The organism is Leucobacter coleopterorum, assembly GCF_011382985.1.
In the GTDB taxonomy this organism is placed as follows: Bacteria; Actinomycetota; Actinomycetes; order Actinomycetales; family Microbacteriaceae; genus Leucobacter; species Leucobacter coleopterorum.
Genome location: NZ_CP049933.1, coordinates 948,193 through 965,945, shown reverse-complemented (window position 1 = coordinate 965,945; position 17,753 = coordinate 948,193). Strand labels below are relative to the sequence as shown.

17 protein-coding genes and 1 pseudogene are annotated in these 17,753 nt (G+C 57.9%); 7 read left to right on the top strand and 11 right to left on the bottom strand.

Annotation, left to right across the window (positions count from 1 at the left end; translation table 11 throughout):
* Positions 1-83 precede the first annotated feature (83 nt).
* Positions 84-557 (top strand): aminoacyl-tRNA deacylase, encoded by a 474-nt coding sequence (locus G7066_RS04455; RefSeq protein WP_166329381.1) that lies wholly within the window; start codon positions 84-86, stop codon positions 555-557.
* 511 nt (positions 558-1,068) lie between these two features.
* On the opposite strand, the gene G7066_RS04450 is transcribed toward G7066_RS04455, so the two are convergent.
* A complete protein-coding gene (locus tag G7066_RS04450; RefSeq protein WP_280116262.1) occupies positions 1,069-1,500 on the bottom strand; it encodes an MFS transporter in 432 nt (143 codons plus the stop codon).
* A 548-nt stretch (positions 1,501-2,048) separates the two neighbouring features.
* Between G7066_RS04450 and G7066_RS04445 the strand changes: the two genes are divergently transcribed.
* Positions 2,049-2,741, top strand: a complete 693-nt coding sequence (locus tag G7066_RS04445) for an AAA family ATPase (RefSeq protein ID WP_166329379.1) — start codon at positions 2,049-2,051, stop codon at positions 2,739-2,741.
* 44 nt (positions 2,742-2,785) lie between these two features.
* Here the strand turns inward: G7066_RS04445 and G7066_RS04440 are convergent, their stop codons facing one another.
* Positions 2,786-2,965 carry a hypothetical protein gene (locus G7066_RS04440; protein ID WP_166329377.1) on the bottom strand — a complete coding sequence of 60 codons (180 nt, stop codon included), beginning with the start codon at positions 2,963-2,965 and terminating at the stop codon, positions 2,786-2,788.
* A 611-nt stretch (positions 2,966-3,576) separates the two neighbouring features.
* Between G7066_RS04440 and G7066_RS04435 the strand changes: the two genes are divergently transcribed.
* Positions 3,577-4,632, top strand: coding sequence for a helix-turn-helix domain-containing protein (locus G7066_RS04435; protein ID WP_166329375.1), 1,056 nt, complete (start codon positions 3,577-3,579; stop codon positions 4,630-4,632).
* 1,421 nt (positions 4,633-6,053) lie between these two features.
* Here G7066_RS04435 and G7066_RS04430 read toward each other — a convergent pair.
* The 4 genes from G7066_RS04430 to G7066_RS04415 are packed head-to-tail and all read right to left on the bottom strand — an operon-like array spanning position 6,054 to position 9,716.
* Positions 6,054-6,548 carry a hypothetical protein gene (locus tag G7066_RS04430; RefSeq protein WP_166329373.1) on the bottom strand — a complete coding sequence of 165 codons (495 nt, stop codon included), beginning with the start codon at positions 6,546-6,548 and terminating at the stop codon, positions 6,054-6,056.
* Positions 6,545-8,287, bottom strand: a complete 1,743-nt coding sequence (locus G7066_RS04425) for a DUF7507 domain-containing protein (protein WP_166329371.1) — start codon at positions 8,285-8,287, stop codon at positions 6,545-6,547. Before G7066_RS04425 ends, G7066_RS04430 begins: the two co-directional genes overlap by 4 nt.
* Entirely contained in the window at positions 8,284-9,339 is a 1,056-nt protein-coding gene (locus G7066_RS04420; RefSeq protein WP_166329369.1) for a hypothetical protein, read from the bottom strand. The genes G7066_RS04425 and G7066_RS04420 overlap by 4 nt, the downstream gene beginning before the upstream one ends.
* On the bottom strand, positions 9,282-9,716 hold the full coding sequence (locus G7066_RS04415; protein WP_166329367.1) for a hypothetical protein: 435 nt from the start codon (positions 9,714-9,716) through the stop codon (positions 9,282-9,284). Before G7066_RS04415 ends, G7066_RS04420 begins: the two co-directional genes overlap by 58 nt.
* A gap of 337 nt (positions 9,717-10,053) precedes the next feature.
* Here G7066_RS04415 and G7066_RS04410 point away from each other — a divergent pair, with 337 nt between their 5' ends.
* Entirely contained in the window at positions 10,054-11,157 is a 1,104-nt protein-coding gene (locus tag G7066_RS04410; protein ID WP_166329365.1) for a histidine kinase, read from the top strand.
* Complete coding sequence (locus G7066_RS04405) at positions 11,154-11,810, top strand: response regulator (protein ID WP_166329363.1); 657 nt, start codon at positions 11,154-11,156, stop codon at positions 11,808-11,810. Before G7066_RS04410 ends, G7066_RS04405 begins: the two co-directional genes overlap by 4 nt.
* Positions 11,811-13,145: 1,335 nt before the next feature.
* Here the strand turns inward: G7066_RS04405 and G7066_RS15750 are convergent.
* Positions 13,146-14,849: an S-layer homology domain-containing protein gene (locus G7066_RS15750; RefSeq protein WP_244303283.1), complete on the bottom strand. Its 1,704-nt coding sequence runs from the start codon at positions 14,847-14,849 to the stop codon at positions 13,146-13,148.
* 543 nt (positions 14,850-15,392) lie between these two features.
* On the opposite strand from G7066_RS15750, the gene G7066_RS04395 reads away from it, so the two are divergent.
* Positions 15,393-16,073: a hypothetical protein gene (locus G7066_RS04395; RefSeq protein WP_166329361.1), complete on the top strand. Its 681-nt coding sequence runs from the start codon at positions 15,393-15,395 to the stop codon at positions 16,071-16,073.
* 26 nt (positions 16,074-16,099) lie between these two features.
* On the opposite strand, the gene G7066_RS04390 is transcribed toward G7066_RS04395, so the two are convergent.
* Both G7066_RS04390 and G7066_RS04385 read right to left on the bottom strand, forming a co-directional pair.
* On the bottom strand, positions 16,100-16,501 hold the full coding sequence (locus G7066_RS04390; RefSeq protein ID WP_166329359.1) for a hypothetical protein: 402 nt from the start codon (positions 16,499-16,501) through the stop codon (positions 16,100-16,102).
* Between the two features lie 2 nt (positions 16,502-16,503).
* Complete coding sequence (locus G7066_RS04385) at positions 16,504-16,662, bottom strand: helix-turn-helix domain-containing protein (protein WP_166329357.1); 159 nt, start codon at positions 16,660-16,662, stop codon at positions 16,504-16,506.
* 67 nt (positions 16,663-16,729) lie between these two features.
* On the opposite strand from G7066_RS04385, the gene G7066_RS04380 reads away from it, so the two are divergent.
* Complete coding sequence (locus tag G7066_RS04380) at positions 16,730-16,939, top strand: hypothetical protein (protein ID WP_166329355.1); 210 nt, start codon at positions 16,730-16,732, stop codon at positions 16,937-16,939.
* A gap of 220 nt (positions 16,940-17,159) precedes the next feature.
* Here G7066_RS04380 and G7066_RS15745 read toward each other — a convergent pair whose 3' ends face one another.
* Together G7066_RS15745 and G7066_RS17755 are read right to left on the bottom strand one after the other, a co-directional pair.
* Entirely contained in the window at positions 17,160-17,297 is a 138-nt protein-coding gene (locus G7066_RS15745) for an IS3 family transposase (protein ID WP_244303282.1), read from the bottom strand.
* A gap of 59 nt (positions 17,298-17,356) precedes the next feature.
* Positions 17,357-17,746: pseudogene (locus G7066_RS17755) on the bottom strand (DDE-type integrase/transposase/recombinase); the annotation flags it as partial.
* Positions 17,747-17,753 lie beyond the last annotated feature (7 nt).

Below are 17,753 nucleotides of genomic sequence, written 5' to 3'. Positions count from 1 at the left end.
TTGTTTCCGGCTTAGCCGCATGACACCCACTTCGGCCCGGGATTCTAAGTTAGGAGAACCCGGGGCCGACTATAGTCAGCCTCATGAGTGAAGAATCTGAGCGGCGGGCGGCAGAAGCGTTTGAAGCTTCTGGCGTTTCGTTCACTATCACGCGGCACGGGCAAGTGAGGTCACTTGAAGATGCTGCCCAGGCCAGGGGCGTCGCACCCTCACAAATTATCAAAACCCTCGTAGTGCGCAGAGCCGACGACGATTTTCTGTTTGTACTCATTCCCGGGGACCGACAAATATCTTGGCCTAAGCTGCGCACACTGCTCGGTGTCACCCGGTTATCGCTGCCCAACAAAGATGTCGCGCAAGAGGTTACCGGTTATGAGCGCGGCACCATCACTCCATTTGGCTCATCAAGAGCATGGCCAGTGATCGTGGATGCTCGTGTGACGGGGACAGCCGTCTCAATCGGAGCTGGTGAACACGGTGTCGCCGCGACGCTCGCTGCGAGCGACATCGTCAGCGTTTTGAACGCTCAGGTGGCAGACGTAACGGACCCCACTTAGTCACGACGACCGATTGATTCGCATCCCAACTTCCGCGCCTCACCACGTTTGAGCCGCCCCTCACAGCGGCACCTACTGCTGGCCGGAGCATTCTTTTGCGAGCGCATCTGGAAATGCACAGTTGCGTTCTCGCGTTGGTCCGGGGTAGGGGCAACGATCTTATCCGACTGCGAAATTCGTTGAAGAACTTCTGTAATGGGTCACGGGTGTTCGGATCTCTTAATGCTGAGCTGTCGCGCAGCGACGGTGCCATCGCGCGCCGTCACAGTGCTGCGCGCGCACCATTATTGGAACAATAGGTTAGGGACTGCATTGCTGAAGAAAACTAGCTTCACGCCCAAACGAGGTGAGGGCCACCGTCGACGGTTCGGGTCGCTCATCACAATGGCACTGAGCACAGGGCTCGTTGCATCCGTACTGATCGAATCCCGACAGCAATCCCACCCAGCCACTCCAGAGGACGACAGCACCCCAGGCTGGGAACTCACGGAATAGCCGCTGCGTTCGGGGCTCAGGCGGCGTTGCGTTCTCGAGCCAGCGCCGTCAGCACCGCGCCAACAAGCGAAAGCGCCGAGGCAGCGGCGAATACAAGCCAAAATCCTCCGACTAGGGCAACCAGCCCCGCACCGATAGTCGGACCAAGGAGTTGCCCGAGTGCCGCGATCACGTTAACAACGCCGAGATCACGGGCATTGTTTCGGCCGCTCGGCAGCAGGTCGGTGGCGAAGGCCAATCCCACCGTCATGAAGGCACCGTAGCCGACTCCCATGAGGGCGGCCGCCACCATCGTCATGGTGAAGGTCGGTGAAACAGTGATCAGGATCCCCGAAATCGCTTGTACCAGGGCCGCCGCCACCGTGAGTACCCGTCGACGCTGCAGGCGATCCGAAACCAGTCCTGCGACTACCGAGGCAACCACCACAAACACGGTGTAGACAACGATGATGAGCAGCAGATCCTACACAGCTGGCGTACTTTTCGGCAAAGGCCCCACTGGCTCAACGCGCGGCCGCAATCCGCGCCCCAGTGCGGCAAATGGCACACGCTCAAGCGGACTAGATCTGGGCACGGAGACCAACTCACGGATGCTCATTTCCGCAGTAATCAGAGAGATCGGAGCGAGTGCCGCTACTGCGCAAGGCAGTGACTCTCGTTGCTGTCGTGACCCTTGCAATGATGTCTCTTTCGCTAGCGCTGAACCGGGTCGCGCGGCACAATCCGTTTGTGGCTGCGGTGAGACAGGCCCGTACGCAAATGCACCCCACTGGATCGATACGTTGAACTTCGACGCAACAGTCGTAGCGTCTACTTCTGGTCACCCAGTGGACATCGACTTGGGCGGGTAAGTGGGTGCGGCCCTAGTGTTAGTCCTCGGTAAGGACTACTCTTTCGACACTCAGCAAACTCGCTCTAATTTATGTTTTCGATCGGCATACGCATTAGCCGCGCAATATGCTTCTATAAACCCAGATAGCAAGTATGGAGATTTCGATGGTATTTCACGCACGCCCAGAAGAACTGAAGGCTTGCAAGAGCGCCATCCTCAAGAACATCTCTGTCGACGTTGTAGGGCGGGTCGGCAGCGGTCGTTCCAAACTCCTCAAAGCAATCGCAGTAGAACTGCTTGATGCTGGACGCAAGGTCATCACAATCTCAGGCTATCCCGCAACGTCGCACATGCCCCTGCGGGCGCTTGAACTCGCGGGATTCGGGACTGCTCTTGGACAGTCAGACACGGCGACAAGCAACGACCCCGCGTCAGCGCTGATCGCTTCAGTGTCCGGATACCCCAGCGTCCTTATCGTAGATGACGCACACTTTCTTGATGACGACTCTTGGACCGTACTGGCATCAATTCACGCAGAAACCAAGACGCCCCTTGTTATTTCTCGGGCCAACTTCGCAGCGGACACAGCTTCGCCCTCAGAGCGTTCTATCCCGTCTATTACGCCTTCGGGGATCATGCTTAAGCTCGGGCCCCTTACGTTCGAAGCAACGACGGCGCTACTTCTCCATCGGCTCGGTGGACCTGCCGAGTTAGATGTTTTGTCAAACATCTATCGCTTGTCTGGCGGGATACCAAGCCTTGTGACAGCGATTGCTGACGCTGCAACAATGTCGGGCCGCCTCACCCCAGAGATGGGGTCTGGTCTATGTCTGGTGAATTCTGGGACGAAAAATTGACGGGATCAGTGAAGTATCTGCTCCAAGGACTGACGCGTAGCCAGCTAGATCTCATAGATGCGCTTGGCATCCACGGGGCACTGGACCTCACCATCGCAGTCGACCTCATCGGCGAAGAAGACCTTGAGTCTCTTGAAGCCGCTGAAACCATCGCGATTGTCTCTACCGATGCACACCCCAAAGTCGCACTCGATCCCCCTCTCATTGGGGAGTGGGTACGCCATGAACCCACCTCTCTACGCCGCAGACGAGTCACTGAAGCTCTACGCGGAAAGCTCCCCGTTTCGAATTTCTCAAGCACCACCGCAAACTCAAGAGTCGATAGCGCGCTTTCCACTGCAAATTCTGCATTGAGCGGTGCTGTCGCTGACGAACGAATGGCGAGACTAACAGCGGCCAGGGATTCCTGGGCTAAACAGCTGAGCTTCACTAGCGGCTTGGCGCTCCTTACCGAGCTTCATTCTTTCCCCGCAAATCCCGATGAAATCGAAGCTGTCTACGCGCAAATGCGAGAAAACAACGACGACAGCCCCCGCGACAGAGCCAGATTCCGTCAGCTGAGAATGCGTTGGCTCGCCTATCGGCTCGATCGAGCGACCGAAGCAATCGAGCTCGCACACACAATCCCCCAGCGCTCCTCCCCTATTCCGAGTATCTCCTTGCGGTTGCGCTACAGATCCAGATTGATATGTGCGGAATCCCCGACGACGTCGATGATCAGCTTGCAAACATGCGTCGCCCAGATCAGGCTATTTCGGGATGGGCAGAGGTGACAGCGTCCTACGTTTGTATTGTGCAAGGCAAACCGGTTTCCGCACTGGGCATACTGAACCAAATGACGCCACCTCCTCACAGCGAGCTCGCCTCCGCGCACGAGCTGATGCACCTGTGGGCCAGAATGGGCAATGGAGAGGTCACCTGGGGTTTTGAAAGGTCGATGAAGCTCCTCAATAGGGCTCTCGAACGCTTTGATCTCCCCCTCACTCACGCATATGCTCTGCCCGCAGCAACCTGCTTACAAGCAGTTGGCCATTATGGAGCTGGCGAATCGCTGCTTGGAGCAGTGTTGACGCTCGGGCCACCAGCCGTCGGACAGGAACGCACGCATGTTGCACTACTGAGTTATGCGGCAGTCTTCAGCAGCCTTGGAGGGCACTTCAGCCTTGCTGAGTCTCTCACGAAAGAAGCAGAGCGACCGCAGCTCTCGCCGTGTCCGCTTCCCGCGGCAACTTCCTCCGTAGCCCGCGCGAACCTGCACCATCTCGCTGGCGATCGTGCGGCTGCCCTACAGTCATTGCGTCAGTCGTTTGATCAACTCACACAGCTCGGTTATGTTCTCTCAGCCGTTGATGGGGCTTTGATCTGCAGCGCGCTTATGAGAACGGGCGATTTGTTGCCAGAGGTCTACCCCTTACTACCAGCAATGGAGGGGTCCTGGCGTACCCACTTCCTCGGCTACATCATGGCGATGGCGCAGTCCGACGTTCCTGCGTTGGAGAGCAGCACTAACCACCTGATCGAAGCGGGCAGACTCGCTTCGGCTCAATACTGCGCTGCTGAGCTCCGTCGATTGTGTCTCGCAAACCAAGATGAGGCGGGAATCAGACGAGCGGATAGTCTGACCGAACGCATTGTTCGACTTCGTGATGACATCGACGTCTCTGCAGCAAATTGGCTGCACGGAAAACATTTTCAGGTCACGGCCGGCCTCTCGGATCGTGAAAAGGAAATCACCCGTCTCGCGGCAAAAGGCCTGAGCAATCCCGCTATCGCGGAACATCTCACCATCAGTTTCCGCACAGTTGAGGCTCATCTCTCACATGCCTACCGTAAGCTCGGCATTCGAAACCGCGCCGATCTTCTCGACCTGAACTGGGACTGGAATTCTTGAGCCTTGGCCACCGAGGCTGCTTCCTATCTTCCGGCGGCTTGTGTACACGAACCCGCAATAATGCACGCCCTGTCTCATGATTCGAACGAGGCTCCCTAGGACCGCGCCTCACGAGTGGTGTGTTTGGTATGTTACTAAATCCGACCGGATGATTTGCGCTTGAATCTGGATGTCGTGTCGCGTGATGTGATCTAGGACGAAGTGAGGGCGATTTCACTGCGAAGGGCTCTTTCGGTAACACGGAAGGAGCTCCACTTGTATCGGCCGTGGCAAACCAGCACAAAACCACCCGAGAGAAAAACGATCACGTTCGCATCCAGCATGAGGCTACTATTCTATCCCAAGACCCGCGATCTCTTCAGTAGCATGCCCTAGTCGTTGATGCCATCAACCATGTTTGTTGCTAATTTTCAGTTGAAGTTCCTGCCCTGCACTAGAAAATTGGAACAAGATTGCCTAGCCGGTTGCGGGATGGTGCGCGGCATTGTCCTTCAATCTAGTTCTGGGGAACAGCCTTTACGCGGGGCAAAAAGAGGTTCTGCAAAGATTAGGCGTTTCCGTTGCCTCTGCGCATCCGCGTGTTCTTCTACTTCTTCGTTACAACCGCACCGTCCCTCGCTTCAAGATAATAGGTACTTTTGCCTGACTCACACCGTCTCCCTTCCCAGCCGTGCCAAAAAGTTTGGTCTTGCTTCGCCAATTGCGCTAGCTGTTACCATCACCGCTGATCTGAACGGGTCAGCACTCCCAACCAACGCAGTTGAGATCCCAAACACGATCACTTCGGTGACCACGAGCTTAACGGGCAACGTAGCAATGTATGACCGAGTTGCATTTGACTGCACATGGGCGGTGCCTGATGGATCTAAATCGGGAGACACATCCACCGCGAAACCAGCAACGAAACCCCATCACCATGATTATTGACACGGTCGTGACTGATTCTTCCTTGGCTGAGTACGTAAATTATGGGACGATCACGTTGACTGGTCGCGCTGCGACCGAGGTATCGGGTGAGGCTCAGCGCTAGGATGCGGGCGGAAACGGTAGTGGTAACGGCGCTAACCCCGCGGCCCCTCCCGTCACCCCGGTTGCGCCTCTCACCACCCCGGTGACAACCTCTCCTGAAACATCGACTCATGCAGGCGTGCTACCCACAACCGGAGTTAACTCCACCGTACGTGGGGTCCCCAGCAGACTTGCGGTCTTGTGCCCATTTCACACACGCGGCAAGCATCTCGTCTGCGTGTTTACGGGCAGCTGCAGTCGACGCTTTCGGAACACCACAATGGCGGCACCGGCTAGTGTCGCTAGGCCTTCCTGCCCCGATCAGCGAGAGCGATCCAGCACCACCGGTGGTCGACAACGTCTCTGCAGCTATCACTGTCGAAGGAGGCGATCTCGCTTTGTCTTTGAACGCATCAGGCCCGGCTAGGCATCCGGCGCATCAGCAGCAGCGATCCTGCACCCACAAGCAGCACAAACACCAGCGTGAGCACAAACGGACTCCCTGAACTGGCTCCGGTGCGGGCCAAGTCTGCAGACTGAGTCGCGATCCCTTTCGCAGTGGGAGTCGCTCCCGTCTCTTCTACGGTGGTTGTGCCATCAATCATGCGTGACAGTGTTTTTTCAGGGCCAGGGATGGGTGTGATACCAGCAGCCACCCCAAAGTAGTAGGAGTCATCGGCCGCCACGAGCTCACCCGCGGCGATGGGGTCTGCCGCAGTGACCGTCACGGTGTTGCGATACTGGCCCGCGATCGCGACACCATCTGCCTCTAGTGTGACCGATGCACCGGCCGCGAGAGAGGGAATCGTGTGTGAGAAAACCAGCTTGCCGTCGGCGTCGTGATCCTCAACCAACACACTGTTGAGCGCGGCGGTTCCGGGGTTGGACACAGAGTAGGTCCAGGTCACTTTGCTGCCAGGTTGGAGCTTGAGTCCGGGGCCGACACCACTCGTTCACCGTTGGTGGTCTTGACCACCGCCAGGCCGCTGGTACCACCCAGATACCACGACTGATCTGAAGCCGGTTCGACCCGTTCGGCAAGCGGTACCCCAGCATCGTCAACGGCCACAGCAGTCGCCGTTGCGACGTTGTGGTACTGCCCCTCGACGGCAACCGCGGTGGCAGTAAACGTGCGTGTTTCACCCGGTTGCAAAGTACCCTTTTCAGGTGAGGTTGCGCTGAACACACCTGCAACGCCCGAACCATCAGTGAACTCATCGTCGACGGCAACCTGATCCAGCGGCGCGTTGCCCGTGTTAGCCACCTCGTACGTCCAAACGACATCACTGCCTGTGACCACGCGGGCACCCGGAGCCTGGTTGTAGGCGACACCGTTGGTCTTCTTGACGAGCGACATGGACGGAGCAGCCTCGACGGCAAGCACCGCATCGTTCGAGGAGAACTCGCGAACCGCGCCGTGGTAGATCGCGCTCGCGCTGACGCTGTTCGTAGCGCTAGAACCCGCCCGCAGAGCGGAGGCATCGGTCACAGAGCTAATCACAAGCGTGAAGCGCTCCCCCGGTGCGAGAGTGTCCAAGCGCACTCGCACTGCGGTTGCTCCAATTGGATCACTAGACCACGTACCGTTAGCAGCTGTGGTGGCATCCTTCGAATACTCAATGGTGGAACCCTCCGGGTTTCCGGTGACGGGCCCCGCCAGTTTCTCGTCGAAGGCCGAACCGCGGTCGTCGCCGCGGTACGGCATGCGATCAAAAAGCTCCAGATCAGTGACGGGGTCAGCGAGCACGTTCGAGACATAGACCTGCCACTGCGCGCTGCCCGGGGTCGCCGTCTTGGCAGACAGCGCCCAGTCGGCGTCGGTTTCAGAGCGCACCAGCTTGCCAATGAGCAACCCGCCCGAGGTTGCCACGCGAGAGGTTTGGCTTGCTAGCGCGATGTTCGCCAGGTTTGGGTTGAAGTCGAACTTGTCGGCGGCATAATACGAGGGGAAGAAGCCCATGGTTGTCGCGGTGTGAGTGGCGTCGTTGGTGTAGGCGTAGTTGCGCACGTCTACCGAGGTCGTCTTCGGATCATACGCTTGCGGCAAAACCTGCACCGGCACGTAGTACCTGAAGCCGTACGAGTCGTTTCGTTCCTGCGGCTGCCCTGAGATCCTCAAGCTCTCAAGCGAATCAAAGACAAACACCACAACCTGGTGCTCGCCATCGGTGTCCGTCACGGTCTCGGTCGTCACGGTCAGCCCGTTGCCCGGTGTCAGTACAGTGACACCCGAGGTCGGCGTCTTCGCGTAGGCCGGAGTTACGCCAGCGGTGGCGTCGTAGAAGACCCCAACGGGCAGCACGACCTTCATGACCGAGTCGCTGTAGGAACGCGCGGGATCCTGATTCGAAATATTGACGAGGTAGTTCGACGACTCACCCACCGTGAGAGTTGAGGGTGTCTGCAGCACGTGACTCACGATCGGGACACGGTCAACGACGCTCGGCGTTGCACTGTCGGCCGCCTCGTTCAGCGCTGCGCCGTTTTGGGCCGTCGCGTTGACAACCGCGGTGTTCTTGTAGGTGTTGCTTCCACCGGCGGCACCGGTGTACAGGGGGACGTACGAGGGAGCAACCTGCAGTTGAGCACCGCTCGGAATTCTGGCCTGCCCGGCACCCGATGAGACGTTAATGCGCCACCCGGTCACGGTCTCGCCCAGGGAAGAAACTGCGTGAGGTTGTAGTTATCTGAGGACCAGCCGGTCGACCCCTGCGGCACAAAGTTCATACGCAGATCGTTAGCGGTGGTGAGTCCCGTGCCGTATGTCTTCCACTGCGACCCAGCCGTGGTGGTGTATTCCACCGAGTAGGGCACATTCGCGGCCTTCAGCGTCGGGTTGAACAGCACCGCGAGCCGTCGAATGTCGCTGTGCTCAAAAAACACGGCGGTGTCCGCATCAAGTGCCGAGGAGTTCTCAACCACCATGGTGTTCAGCGCTTCATTATCAGCAGAGCTCAGGTACGACGCTTTGACGCCGTACTGCGCCAACCACTGCGCGTTGCCCCACAGGGCGGTGTCTTGGCCCGTCGCAAAGTGTGCGTTGGTTTCAATCGCTACCTGCTGGCCATTGGTACCTGGCCCAAACGCGGGGCCCTGTGTCTGCGCGTTCGTGCGTGATTCCCACTGACCGCTGTGGTCGCTCACGTCAAGATGCACAGTGTTGGTCGGGGGACGGGATCCCTCGGGAAAAGCATCGGCCGGATAGTGCACGGTTATCCCAACTCGCTGGTTGCCAGGCACCATGCTGACCGTCGAAGGGCCATAAGCTGTGCCGGTCCGCTCCCACGTCATCGTCTGCCCAGTGGCAGGATCACCGGAGGTTGTCCAGGTTCCCCCAATTGTGGAGAAGCTGTCGGTGACCACCGCACCCGCGGGAAGCTTGTCGGTAAAGCGCTGACCCCACGAGGTGAAGGTTTGGCCGGTCTGCGTGGCGTCGTTCGTCACCACATCAAAGGTATAAGTGACGTCACGGTTTGAGCTGCCAATAACGGTGGAGTGCGCCTTGACCGGACGGTAGCTTAGATCGCCCACCACACGAGTCGAGGCGGAATCGGTGGGCACAATGCCCGAGCTCGTGGCGGTAGCCGTAATCGTCGTGTCAAACACCGTCGAGGCGTCCATAACCGCGGTATCCACCTGCGTCACGGTGAAGACGATCGCGCTGATCCCCTCGGTGAGGTCGCGAAGGGCCAGCTGCACCAGGTTGGTGGCCTCATCGTATAGGGGGCGCTTGCTACAACGTTTGTACCGCCGTAGGGCACGGAATCAAAGCGCAACCCCTTGGGCAGCTGTGCGGTCAGCACAATCCCGGTTGCGGGCAAGGTGGCATCGGCCTCGGGTGTCAGCACGGTGACGTTGTAGGAGAAACCCTGACGAACGGCAATCGACTCAGGCGCGCTCAGTTCAACCGTGTACTCACCGGTTGCAGCGGACGCGGGAGTCAATCCAGCAACGAGCCCTGCCCCGGTCGCCACCGCAGCCACAACGGCAAACGCGGCGATCCTCACGAACAAACGCCGCAGAACATCACCCGTCGAAACAGCCAGAGCACGCGGACGTTTGCGTGAACGATACATCTATCCCCCATCGAAGTACGAAGTGCATAAGCGAAATTCCCATCAGAACCGCTTACGTCAAGCAACCGAGGGTCGGTCACACCGACGAAAATCTCGTATGTTGCCCTTCAAGAATGGCGCAGAATCGCAACTCGGCACATCGGCCAAAGGTCGCAACTTGTCTCGCATTGTTGTCGCCGAGTAGCACTTAAGTCGTAGGGCCTCAAAGACCTTTGACCCTTGGGCGGACCAAAAGCGACTGACAGAATCAGGTGGGGAACTGCGGTCCTCAATGGGGGTTCATATTGGATGGCTTTGCGCCAGAAATTGTGGTGCATGAAACCGTACACTTGTGCATGTGGGGTCACTGTTCAGTGTTGACACAGAGGCGAAGCGCCGAACCGAGGTGGTGCTCGCGTGCTCTTCTGGCGCCCTGGGCGTGGGATACGTTCTCTACCGAGCCTGGGATGGGTACGAAACCAACATTGCACTCGACATCATGGTCCAGTTGTTTGCCGCGCTCATAAGTTACTGGCGAAGCCGCTTCCCTGCCGTGATCGCCATCGCACTGATCGGGCTCAGCTTTTTGTCCCCTGTTGTTGCTGCCGTGACAGCACTCCACGCCGTCGGCCGGTTTGTGGCCAACCGGTGGGCATCAGCGGCATTAGTAACGGTCGCGACAATCGCGGTGGTTCCGATCTGGTGGAACCTTTTCGACCGCAGCACCGTATTGTTGTTGGCCCAGTTACTTGTGGCGGTCTTGGTGCCGTGGTTAGTCGGGCGCACGCGCAGGTCTCAGCTGGAAGTAGAGCGCGCCGCCGCGCAGGCACGGGTGGCAGCCGCAGAGGAATCAGCCCGCGAGGTTGAGCGCGCGCGGCTGGTGCGCGAGATGCACGACGTTGTCGCCCACCGGCTGACGCTGCTGGTCATGGGAACGCAGGTACTGCGGACACAAACCAGCGATACCGAACTATTGACGGGACTTGAGGATCTCTCAGCCCAGGGCCGCCAAACGCTCGATGAGATGCGAGAGGTACTGCAACTGACCGGTCGGCAAGAACCGGCTGACGAATTCAGTCTCTCCACCATCGAGAGCCTCGCTGCCGATGCGCGAGCGGTGGGGCAACCGGTGCAGGTGAGTATTGATGTGGCCAACTACCCCGCGGGCTTCGACATCGCTGAGCGAACCGCGGTGAGGCTGATTCGCGAGGCGCTGACAAATGCGGTGCGGCATGCCCCGGGAGCCACTACCACCGTCACCGTGCACGGTGATCAGACCGCGCTCACCGTAACCGTCAGCAACCGGCCAGCGGCGCGGCCTCTCTCGGCGCTCACCACGGGAGGCCAGGGGCTGCGGGGTATGCGCGAGCGCGTTGATCTCTTGGGTGGCACGTTTGTTGCAGAGACCACCTCAGACGGTGGCTTTACTGTTCACGCCGAGTTACCAGGGAGGGCATCATGACTGATCAGATTCGAGTTTTGCTCACCGACGACGAACCACTGGCTCGCGCCGGGATCACGCAGATGCTGCAGGCCGCACCCGACATCAGCGTGGTTGCGCAAGCTGAGGACGGCCAGATGGCGCTTCGCCTGATCAGCGAGCACCGACCCGATGTTGTGCTGCTTGACATGCAGATGCCTCGAATGAACGGGCTTGAGGCCCTCGCTGAAATTCGCCGAACCTCACCCGACATCGCCGTGGTGATCCTCACCGCCTTTCAGTTCGATGAGTACCTGTTACCCGCTATCAAACTCGGAGCCGCCGGGTACCTACTGAAGGACTGCACCCTCGAAGAACTGCACGGAGCCGTTCGAGCCGCGCGCGACGGCAACACCACACTCGCCCCCGCGGTCACGCGCAGGCTGCTTGAGGTGATGGGACCCCAGCTAGGCAACACGGGGGAAGCAAGGGAGCAGGTCGGCGCGCTCACGGACCGCGAACGAGACGTTTTGGAGTGCCTCACAAACGGCCTGACAAACGCGGAAATCGCGCGCACGCTTCACCTGGCCGTGGGAACCGTCAAGACCCATGTCACCGCGATCATGACCAAACTCGCCGTGACCAACCGCACCCAGGCGGCCATTATTGGGTACGAGGCTGGGCTCACGCGGTAGGTGTTGGATGTTTGGGTCTGATAGTATCCGGATCTTCCTTCCCCTTACTCCGCCCCGCCGAGAGCGTGCTTTTACATGATTCTGTCGAGCCAGATCATGTAAAAGTGGCTCTTCGTAATTGGGGGGCGGTCAGAACGTTTGGATGGGAAACTGAGCTAGCCGCATACCCACGCAGCAGGTGCCCAAAGGCAGTGGTGTCCCAACTGCGAAACATCAAGCGTCTGCAAACGAAGTGACGCAGCCCGAAGACTCCGTGCCCTCTCGGACATCTATGAACCCGATGACGCTATCAAGTGGCGTCTCAAGCTTGAAATCATGATGGCAGGCCTACGGCACCCTCGCGCAAGAACGCACCTACGACGGCTGTACTTCTTGGTTCACGCACGACAGGCTTCGCAAAGCCTAGTAACTCCTCGCGAAACACATCCGAGACGGCACCCCGTTCACGCATATTGATTACGGCAACGTTCGCACCACTTCACCCGTTGGAAGGCGGCATCAACAACGGTATCAGGCATGTGCTCCGCAGTCATCGGGGCATGACCGGGCCCGCGCTGCCGAATGGTTTTTACACTCCGCGAACTCCCCATCGAACCTGTCGACAAATTCATCGTCACGAACGCATCAACATCAGACCCCGAAACCCCAGACCTAGAAAAGATCCCCCACCTGTCAGCGCCTACGACACTGGCACCAGTGCAGAAGAAGGACTCTGGATCCGCGCCGAATGGGCCGGTCGCACGTGAACACGCGCGGGGCAATCCCTATTTTTGGCCGGTAACCCGAATTCGTGATCAACCCCGAAAAGGACTACCAACGAAAAAACACCTGAACCCGCGTTTCCGCGGGTTCAGGTGTCCGTGATGTCCTGAGACATCACATTGGTCGGGATAACAGGATCTGAACCTGCGACCCATTGACCCCCAGGTAGACGGTTCAGCCCAGGTCCTTGATTCTCCGGGCGTCTCTGCCCCCCCTCAAAGGGCCTGCTGTTGGTTTGATTGACTATTATCCGTTGGTTCTGCGGGGCTGACTGAGAGGAGGTAGACCATGGCGAGATACTCGGAAGAGTTCAAAATCGATGTCACGGAACGCGGGACGCGGGAACCGTCAAATGCCAGTCGTGTATGGGTAAAACTCCGGCGAAAGTTGGGGTGGGTGAAGTGTGGTGTTTGCGGTGTGAAAGGTTGCGAGTTCGTGGAGTGAAAGGGTGTGGGTTTGCTTGTGGTGAGTGAGCAAGAAAGGGCAGGTAGCTGATGAGCCGGTGTGGAAAAACGTGGGGGGGGTCCAGCAACGTTGAGTTGCTGGACCCCCACGCCGTGCTCATTGTTGTGGTTAGCCGAGTTTTTGGTCGTATCGGTAGAGGAATGCGGCCATTGCTTCGCGGGTGACTGCGCTACTTGGAGCGAATGTTCCGTCGGCGTTTCCGGTGCTGATTCCCTTGGCTTTCATCCAGGTGATCTCTTTGTAGAACTGATGGGTTTTAGGCACATCACTGAATGGTGACGTGCTGGGTGGCGTGAACGCTGGCTTGCCGTTAAACCGGTAGAGGAACGCTGACATGGCAGACCGCGAGACGTTATCGAGCGGTTTAAATGTTCCGTCCGCGTAGCCCGAGGTGATTCCCTTGGCTTTCATCCAGGTGATCTCTTTGTAGAACTTGTGGGTTTTAGGCACGTCTGTGAATGGTGACGTGGCTGGTGGTGTGAATGCAGGCTTGCCGCTCATTCGGTAGAGGAATGCGGCCATAGCGCCACGGTCGAGGTCTTCGCTGGGACGGAAGGTGCCGTCTGCGTAGCCGGTGGTGATGCCACGATTCACGAGCCAGGTGATCTCGGTGTAGAACCGGTGTGTTTTGGGGACGTCCGTGGCGATTGCGGATTGGCGGTAGCTCGCGATACGAGAGGCTTGTTCGTCCATGCTGCGGACGTTGTCTTGTTTGTTTGTGACGCCGGATGGGATTGAGGGGAACCCGATGAGAGGGATTCTTGGGTTTGAGAACTGAAGCGCCCTGGGGCAGATGGGGGTGCAGGCGTACCCCATTACGTCGCTAGCTGCGCCGGGGATCGCGATTCCCTGGCTATAGGCATACGGGTATGGTTTCTTGCCGTTCCGTGCTAGGCCGTCAGGGTCGTGGTTCGCGCCGAGGTTGTGGCCAACCTCGTGTGTAAACGTGTAGTTGTTGAAGCAAGGTTTTGCTGTGACGGTGAGCGACGCTGAAGGCGATTTTCCAATAGCATCAGGGAGATGTCCGATGCCACATGCGTTGGTCATGTTTGGCACGATGAGTGCGGCAAGATCCGCGCCAGTCGAATCCCGATAATCCAGAAGAGTTTTGGTGCCGAACTTTCCGTCATAAAAGTTATCTATGTCGGTCTTGAATTTGTTGGTTTGGGTGTAGGGGACAGCCTTGGTCCCGATGAGTGCGATGCGTGTTTTGGCTTGTGAGTGGGCGAGTGCTTGGTTGGTTTGCGCAACGCGGGTGTTGATCTCGGTGCGCATCGCGCTCAGTGTTCCGGTGCCGTTCGCGAACCCTGCCACGAGTTCCACTGTCATGATCCCAGATGCTGGTGCAGCTGCGACTGGGAAATCCGGAGACAGGGTAGATGATGCAGGTAGATCTGCAACTGTGTCGTCGAAGCCTTCGTCAGGAAGCACGTCACTGGCGGAGACCTGATCGATGCGGTACACGTCCTCTGCGACTTCTTGGACCATAACATCGGGTTCGCCAGGCTCTTGAACTCCACCAGTCAGAACAAAGCTTCCGGTGTCATCGGGCAAGAACACAAACGAGGCACTAGCTTGCGCGTCACCATTCTCGGTTTTTGCGCCGAGGACCTCAACGGTGGGAAGGTCGTTGTCGTGTGGGAGGGTGATTGCGACTTCTTCGATATCAATGACATCGGTTTCGTCGCCGAAGAGTTTGAGGGCGAGCTCGATTTGCTGCGCGTCTACGATGATGCGTTCACCAGGAACTGCTTCTAAAAGAGTTTCAGGCGAGACTAGCGAGGTGAGTGCTGAATTGGTGTCGAGAGACACGATTCGTTCCTGAATGGAATCTTCCGGGGCAACCTCCGCAGCAGCTTCGACGAGCTCTTCAACTTCGAAGGGCGGGGGCTCTTCGTTAAACCACGGAGTTTCAGTGTCCCCGAGTGGAGCTGGAGCCTCGGTGCTGGGTGTGGCGGGGTCGCTTCCTTCTTCCCCGTTTTCGGGGTCGGGGTGACTTCGGTAGTGGGTTCGGTATCTGTGTTGGACTCTTCCGCCAGGGCTGGGGAAGCGGCAGTGAAGCTCAAACTGAATGCGAGCACTGTGGCAAGGATAGGGGGAATTCTTTTGCGCATAATTTCTCCAGTCATTGGATAGACGCTGTTGTCTATTCCAATGATAATCATTGGTTGAAAAACACAGAAAATCAAATCTAATTATTGTTCTTAACGCCCAGGCATGCATACTTTCCCGTGAGTGTTGTTGGGGTAAAGGTTGCGCTGATATGTGTTTTGGTCAGCAGGTGTGTAGATTTGCTTGTATGTTCGATCTCACGACGAAGCTTTCCACCCTCAAATTTGTTATCTGGCAACTAGCATGCGCCAGCGTGTTAGCAGTGGCGCTCGTAGCGTTCTGGGGGTAGAATCGCACGCGGAAGAAGACACTTCAGCGGGTACTGAGAGTGGTGTTGGCTCGAACAGCACAGCACAGGTTGAAGAGGCCGTGTCTTCCGATGCCTCAGAGGTAGATGAGAGTTCGGTCAATGGGTATACGGTTGCTCCACTCCAAGCTCATCCGGGTGAGTCGGTGACGGTCACGGGGCAGTGCTCAGATCCCAGGGTTCATCTCACTGATGTGGATATTTACTTTTACTATCTCAATTTTGAAGAGCAAGAGTTCTATTGGCAATTTTCGAAAAGTTTGACCTTTGATGATGAAGGAAAATCTTCCGAGAAGGTGACCATCCCGTCCGAAGCGTATCCAGGGAGCTACAGCATAACTTTTCATTGCGCTAGCGATGATCAGGCTTTTTATAGTGGGAAATCAGAGTCTAATTTTACAGTGCTGGGTGAGGTTCCTACGGTGCCGCCGACAACGCCGCCGCCGACAACTTCGACCACAGTCACGCCGGAGGCGACGGCTCCACCCGAGGAGCTTGCTGAGACTGGTGGTGCCGCTTTGCTGGTGCTGTTGTGGGGTTCCGTTGTTGCTGGGGCTTTAGGCGCGGGGCTTTTTGTTCGTGCACGGTACGCAGGTAACCGAAAATCTGAGGACTAGACACTCTGTGTGGCGTAGGTGATGAGTCAGCCCTGCCACCAGCGGCGCCTATTTGTGCGAAGCGGTGCCGGAGTCGCTGCTGTGGCTTTGAGCATTCGCATGGCGGTCCTGAGATCGTTGGCGTTCGTTTCTGCGGCTTCTCTGAGGCGTCGTTCTGTTTCGAGCTGTTGTTGGGTGTCGTGCAGGATGGAGCGTAGTGACGTGATCTCTGACGCGCCATCTGGCGTGGGTGACGCACCGTTTGGCGTGGCTTGTCGCGCAACAAAACCAAGTGCGTGGAGCGCTTCAACGGGGATTGGCCATTGCCTGGAATTGTCTTTGGTTGCACCGTCTAAATCGCCTGCTGCGAGGCCGCGTTGCAGGGTTCGTTTGGTGACGTTGAATGCTGCGACCGCCTGGGTAACAGTGAGTCGTGGGCGGGTGGTCATGCTTACGCTGCGGCTTTGTTGAGTGCGTAGTGGACGGTGCCGATCGACACGTTGAGCTCGGCCGCGATCGCACGGTAGCTTTTGCCCTCTGAGCGGAGCTCACGAATACGCTCATGACGAGCAATGGCCCGCGCTTCGTAAGCCTCTCGTGGCTCTGCCATAACTCGATAGATAGTGCGAGGCGGTGTCAACGCTGGGCTTCGTGACCTTCTGCGACGTCATCGGGGAATGCGTGAAGAACACCGCAGACGCGCAGCCGAATGGTTCCTCACGCTCCACGAACGCCCGCTCCATCAAGCAACACAGACCGCAACCCCCGTAACCCGCAAGCAACGAGCGATAATCGACGACGCACCAGATGCGCCGGCACTCTACGACACAGGACTCGACGCGGGAGAAGGGCTCTGGAACCGCACGGGATGGGTCGGTCGCGGCTAGACACGCCCGACCTCATCCCCACGTTTTGCGACATAACCCCACGATCACTCTCCACTATGCCGGAAAACTGAAACACCTCGGCATCGGCCGCGCACACGCCCACGTCGAAGTTAATCTGTCTCGTCCACGGAACTACTGCCACCGTGATCACCCACGACAGAGACGTCCTCGCCGAGTTCATGATCGACCCGCGAAAAGACGGGTTATAGGCCAGAAGGGGTTAGGACTGTTTCTTGGACGATTCTGTCTCTACTGTGGCACGATACTCGGCGATGGTGGCACCACCAAGCCTGGTCTTGATGCGTTCGTTGTTATAAAAATGCATGTACTGCTCGATCGCGGCTTCGATCTGGGCCACGTTCCCCAAACTCGACCGTAGAACATTTCTGTTTTCATGCGCCCGAAGAATCCTTCACACGCCGCGTTATCCCCGCTCTTTCCTTTCCTGCCCATGGAACGAGTGAGCCCTGCACTATTCATCTTTTCGATCCATTCGGCCCCGCGATAATGCCCACCTCGGTCGGTATGAACCGCAAGCATCGCAGCCGTTGCATCATCGCGTAACTCTTCCCGATAGGCGGCAGGAAGGGTACTAATAGCATCTGCGAGCATTCCTTGCGTGAGGGCCTTACTTGGAGACCGCAGCGTGTTCCACGCCACGACTTTCCCGTCGAAGCAATCGATCATGGGACTCAAGTACACCTTCCCGTCAGGCCCTGCGAACTCGGTCACGTCAGTGACCCATACTTCGTTCGGATTCTCTGCCCGAAACTTCCGTTTCACATGGTCGACCGGGGCAGGGGTGATCTCACCC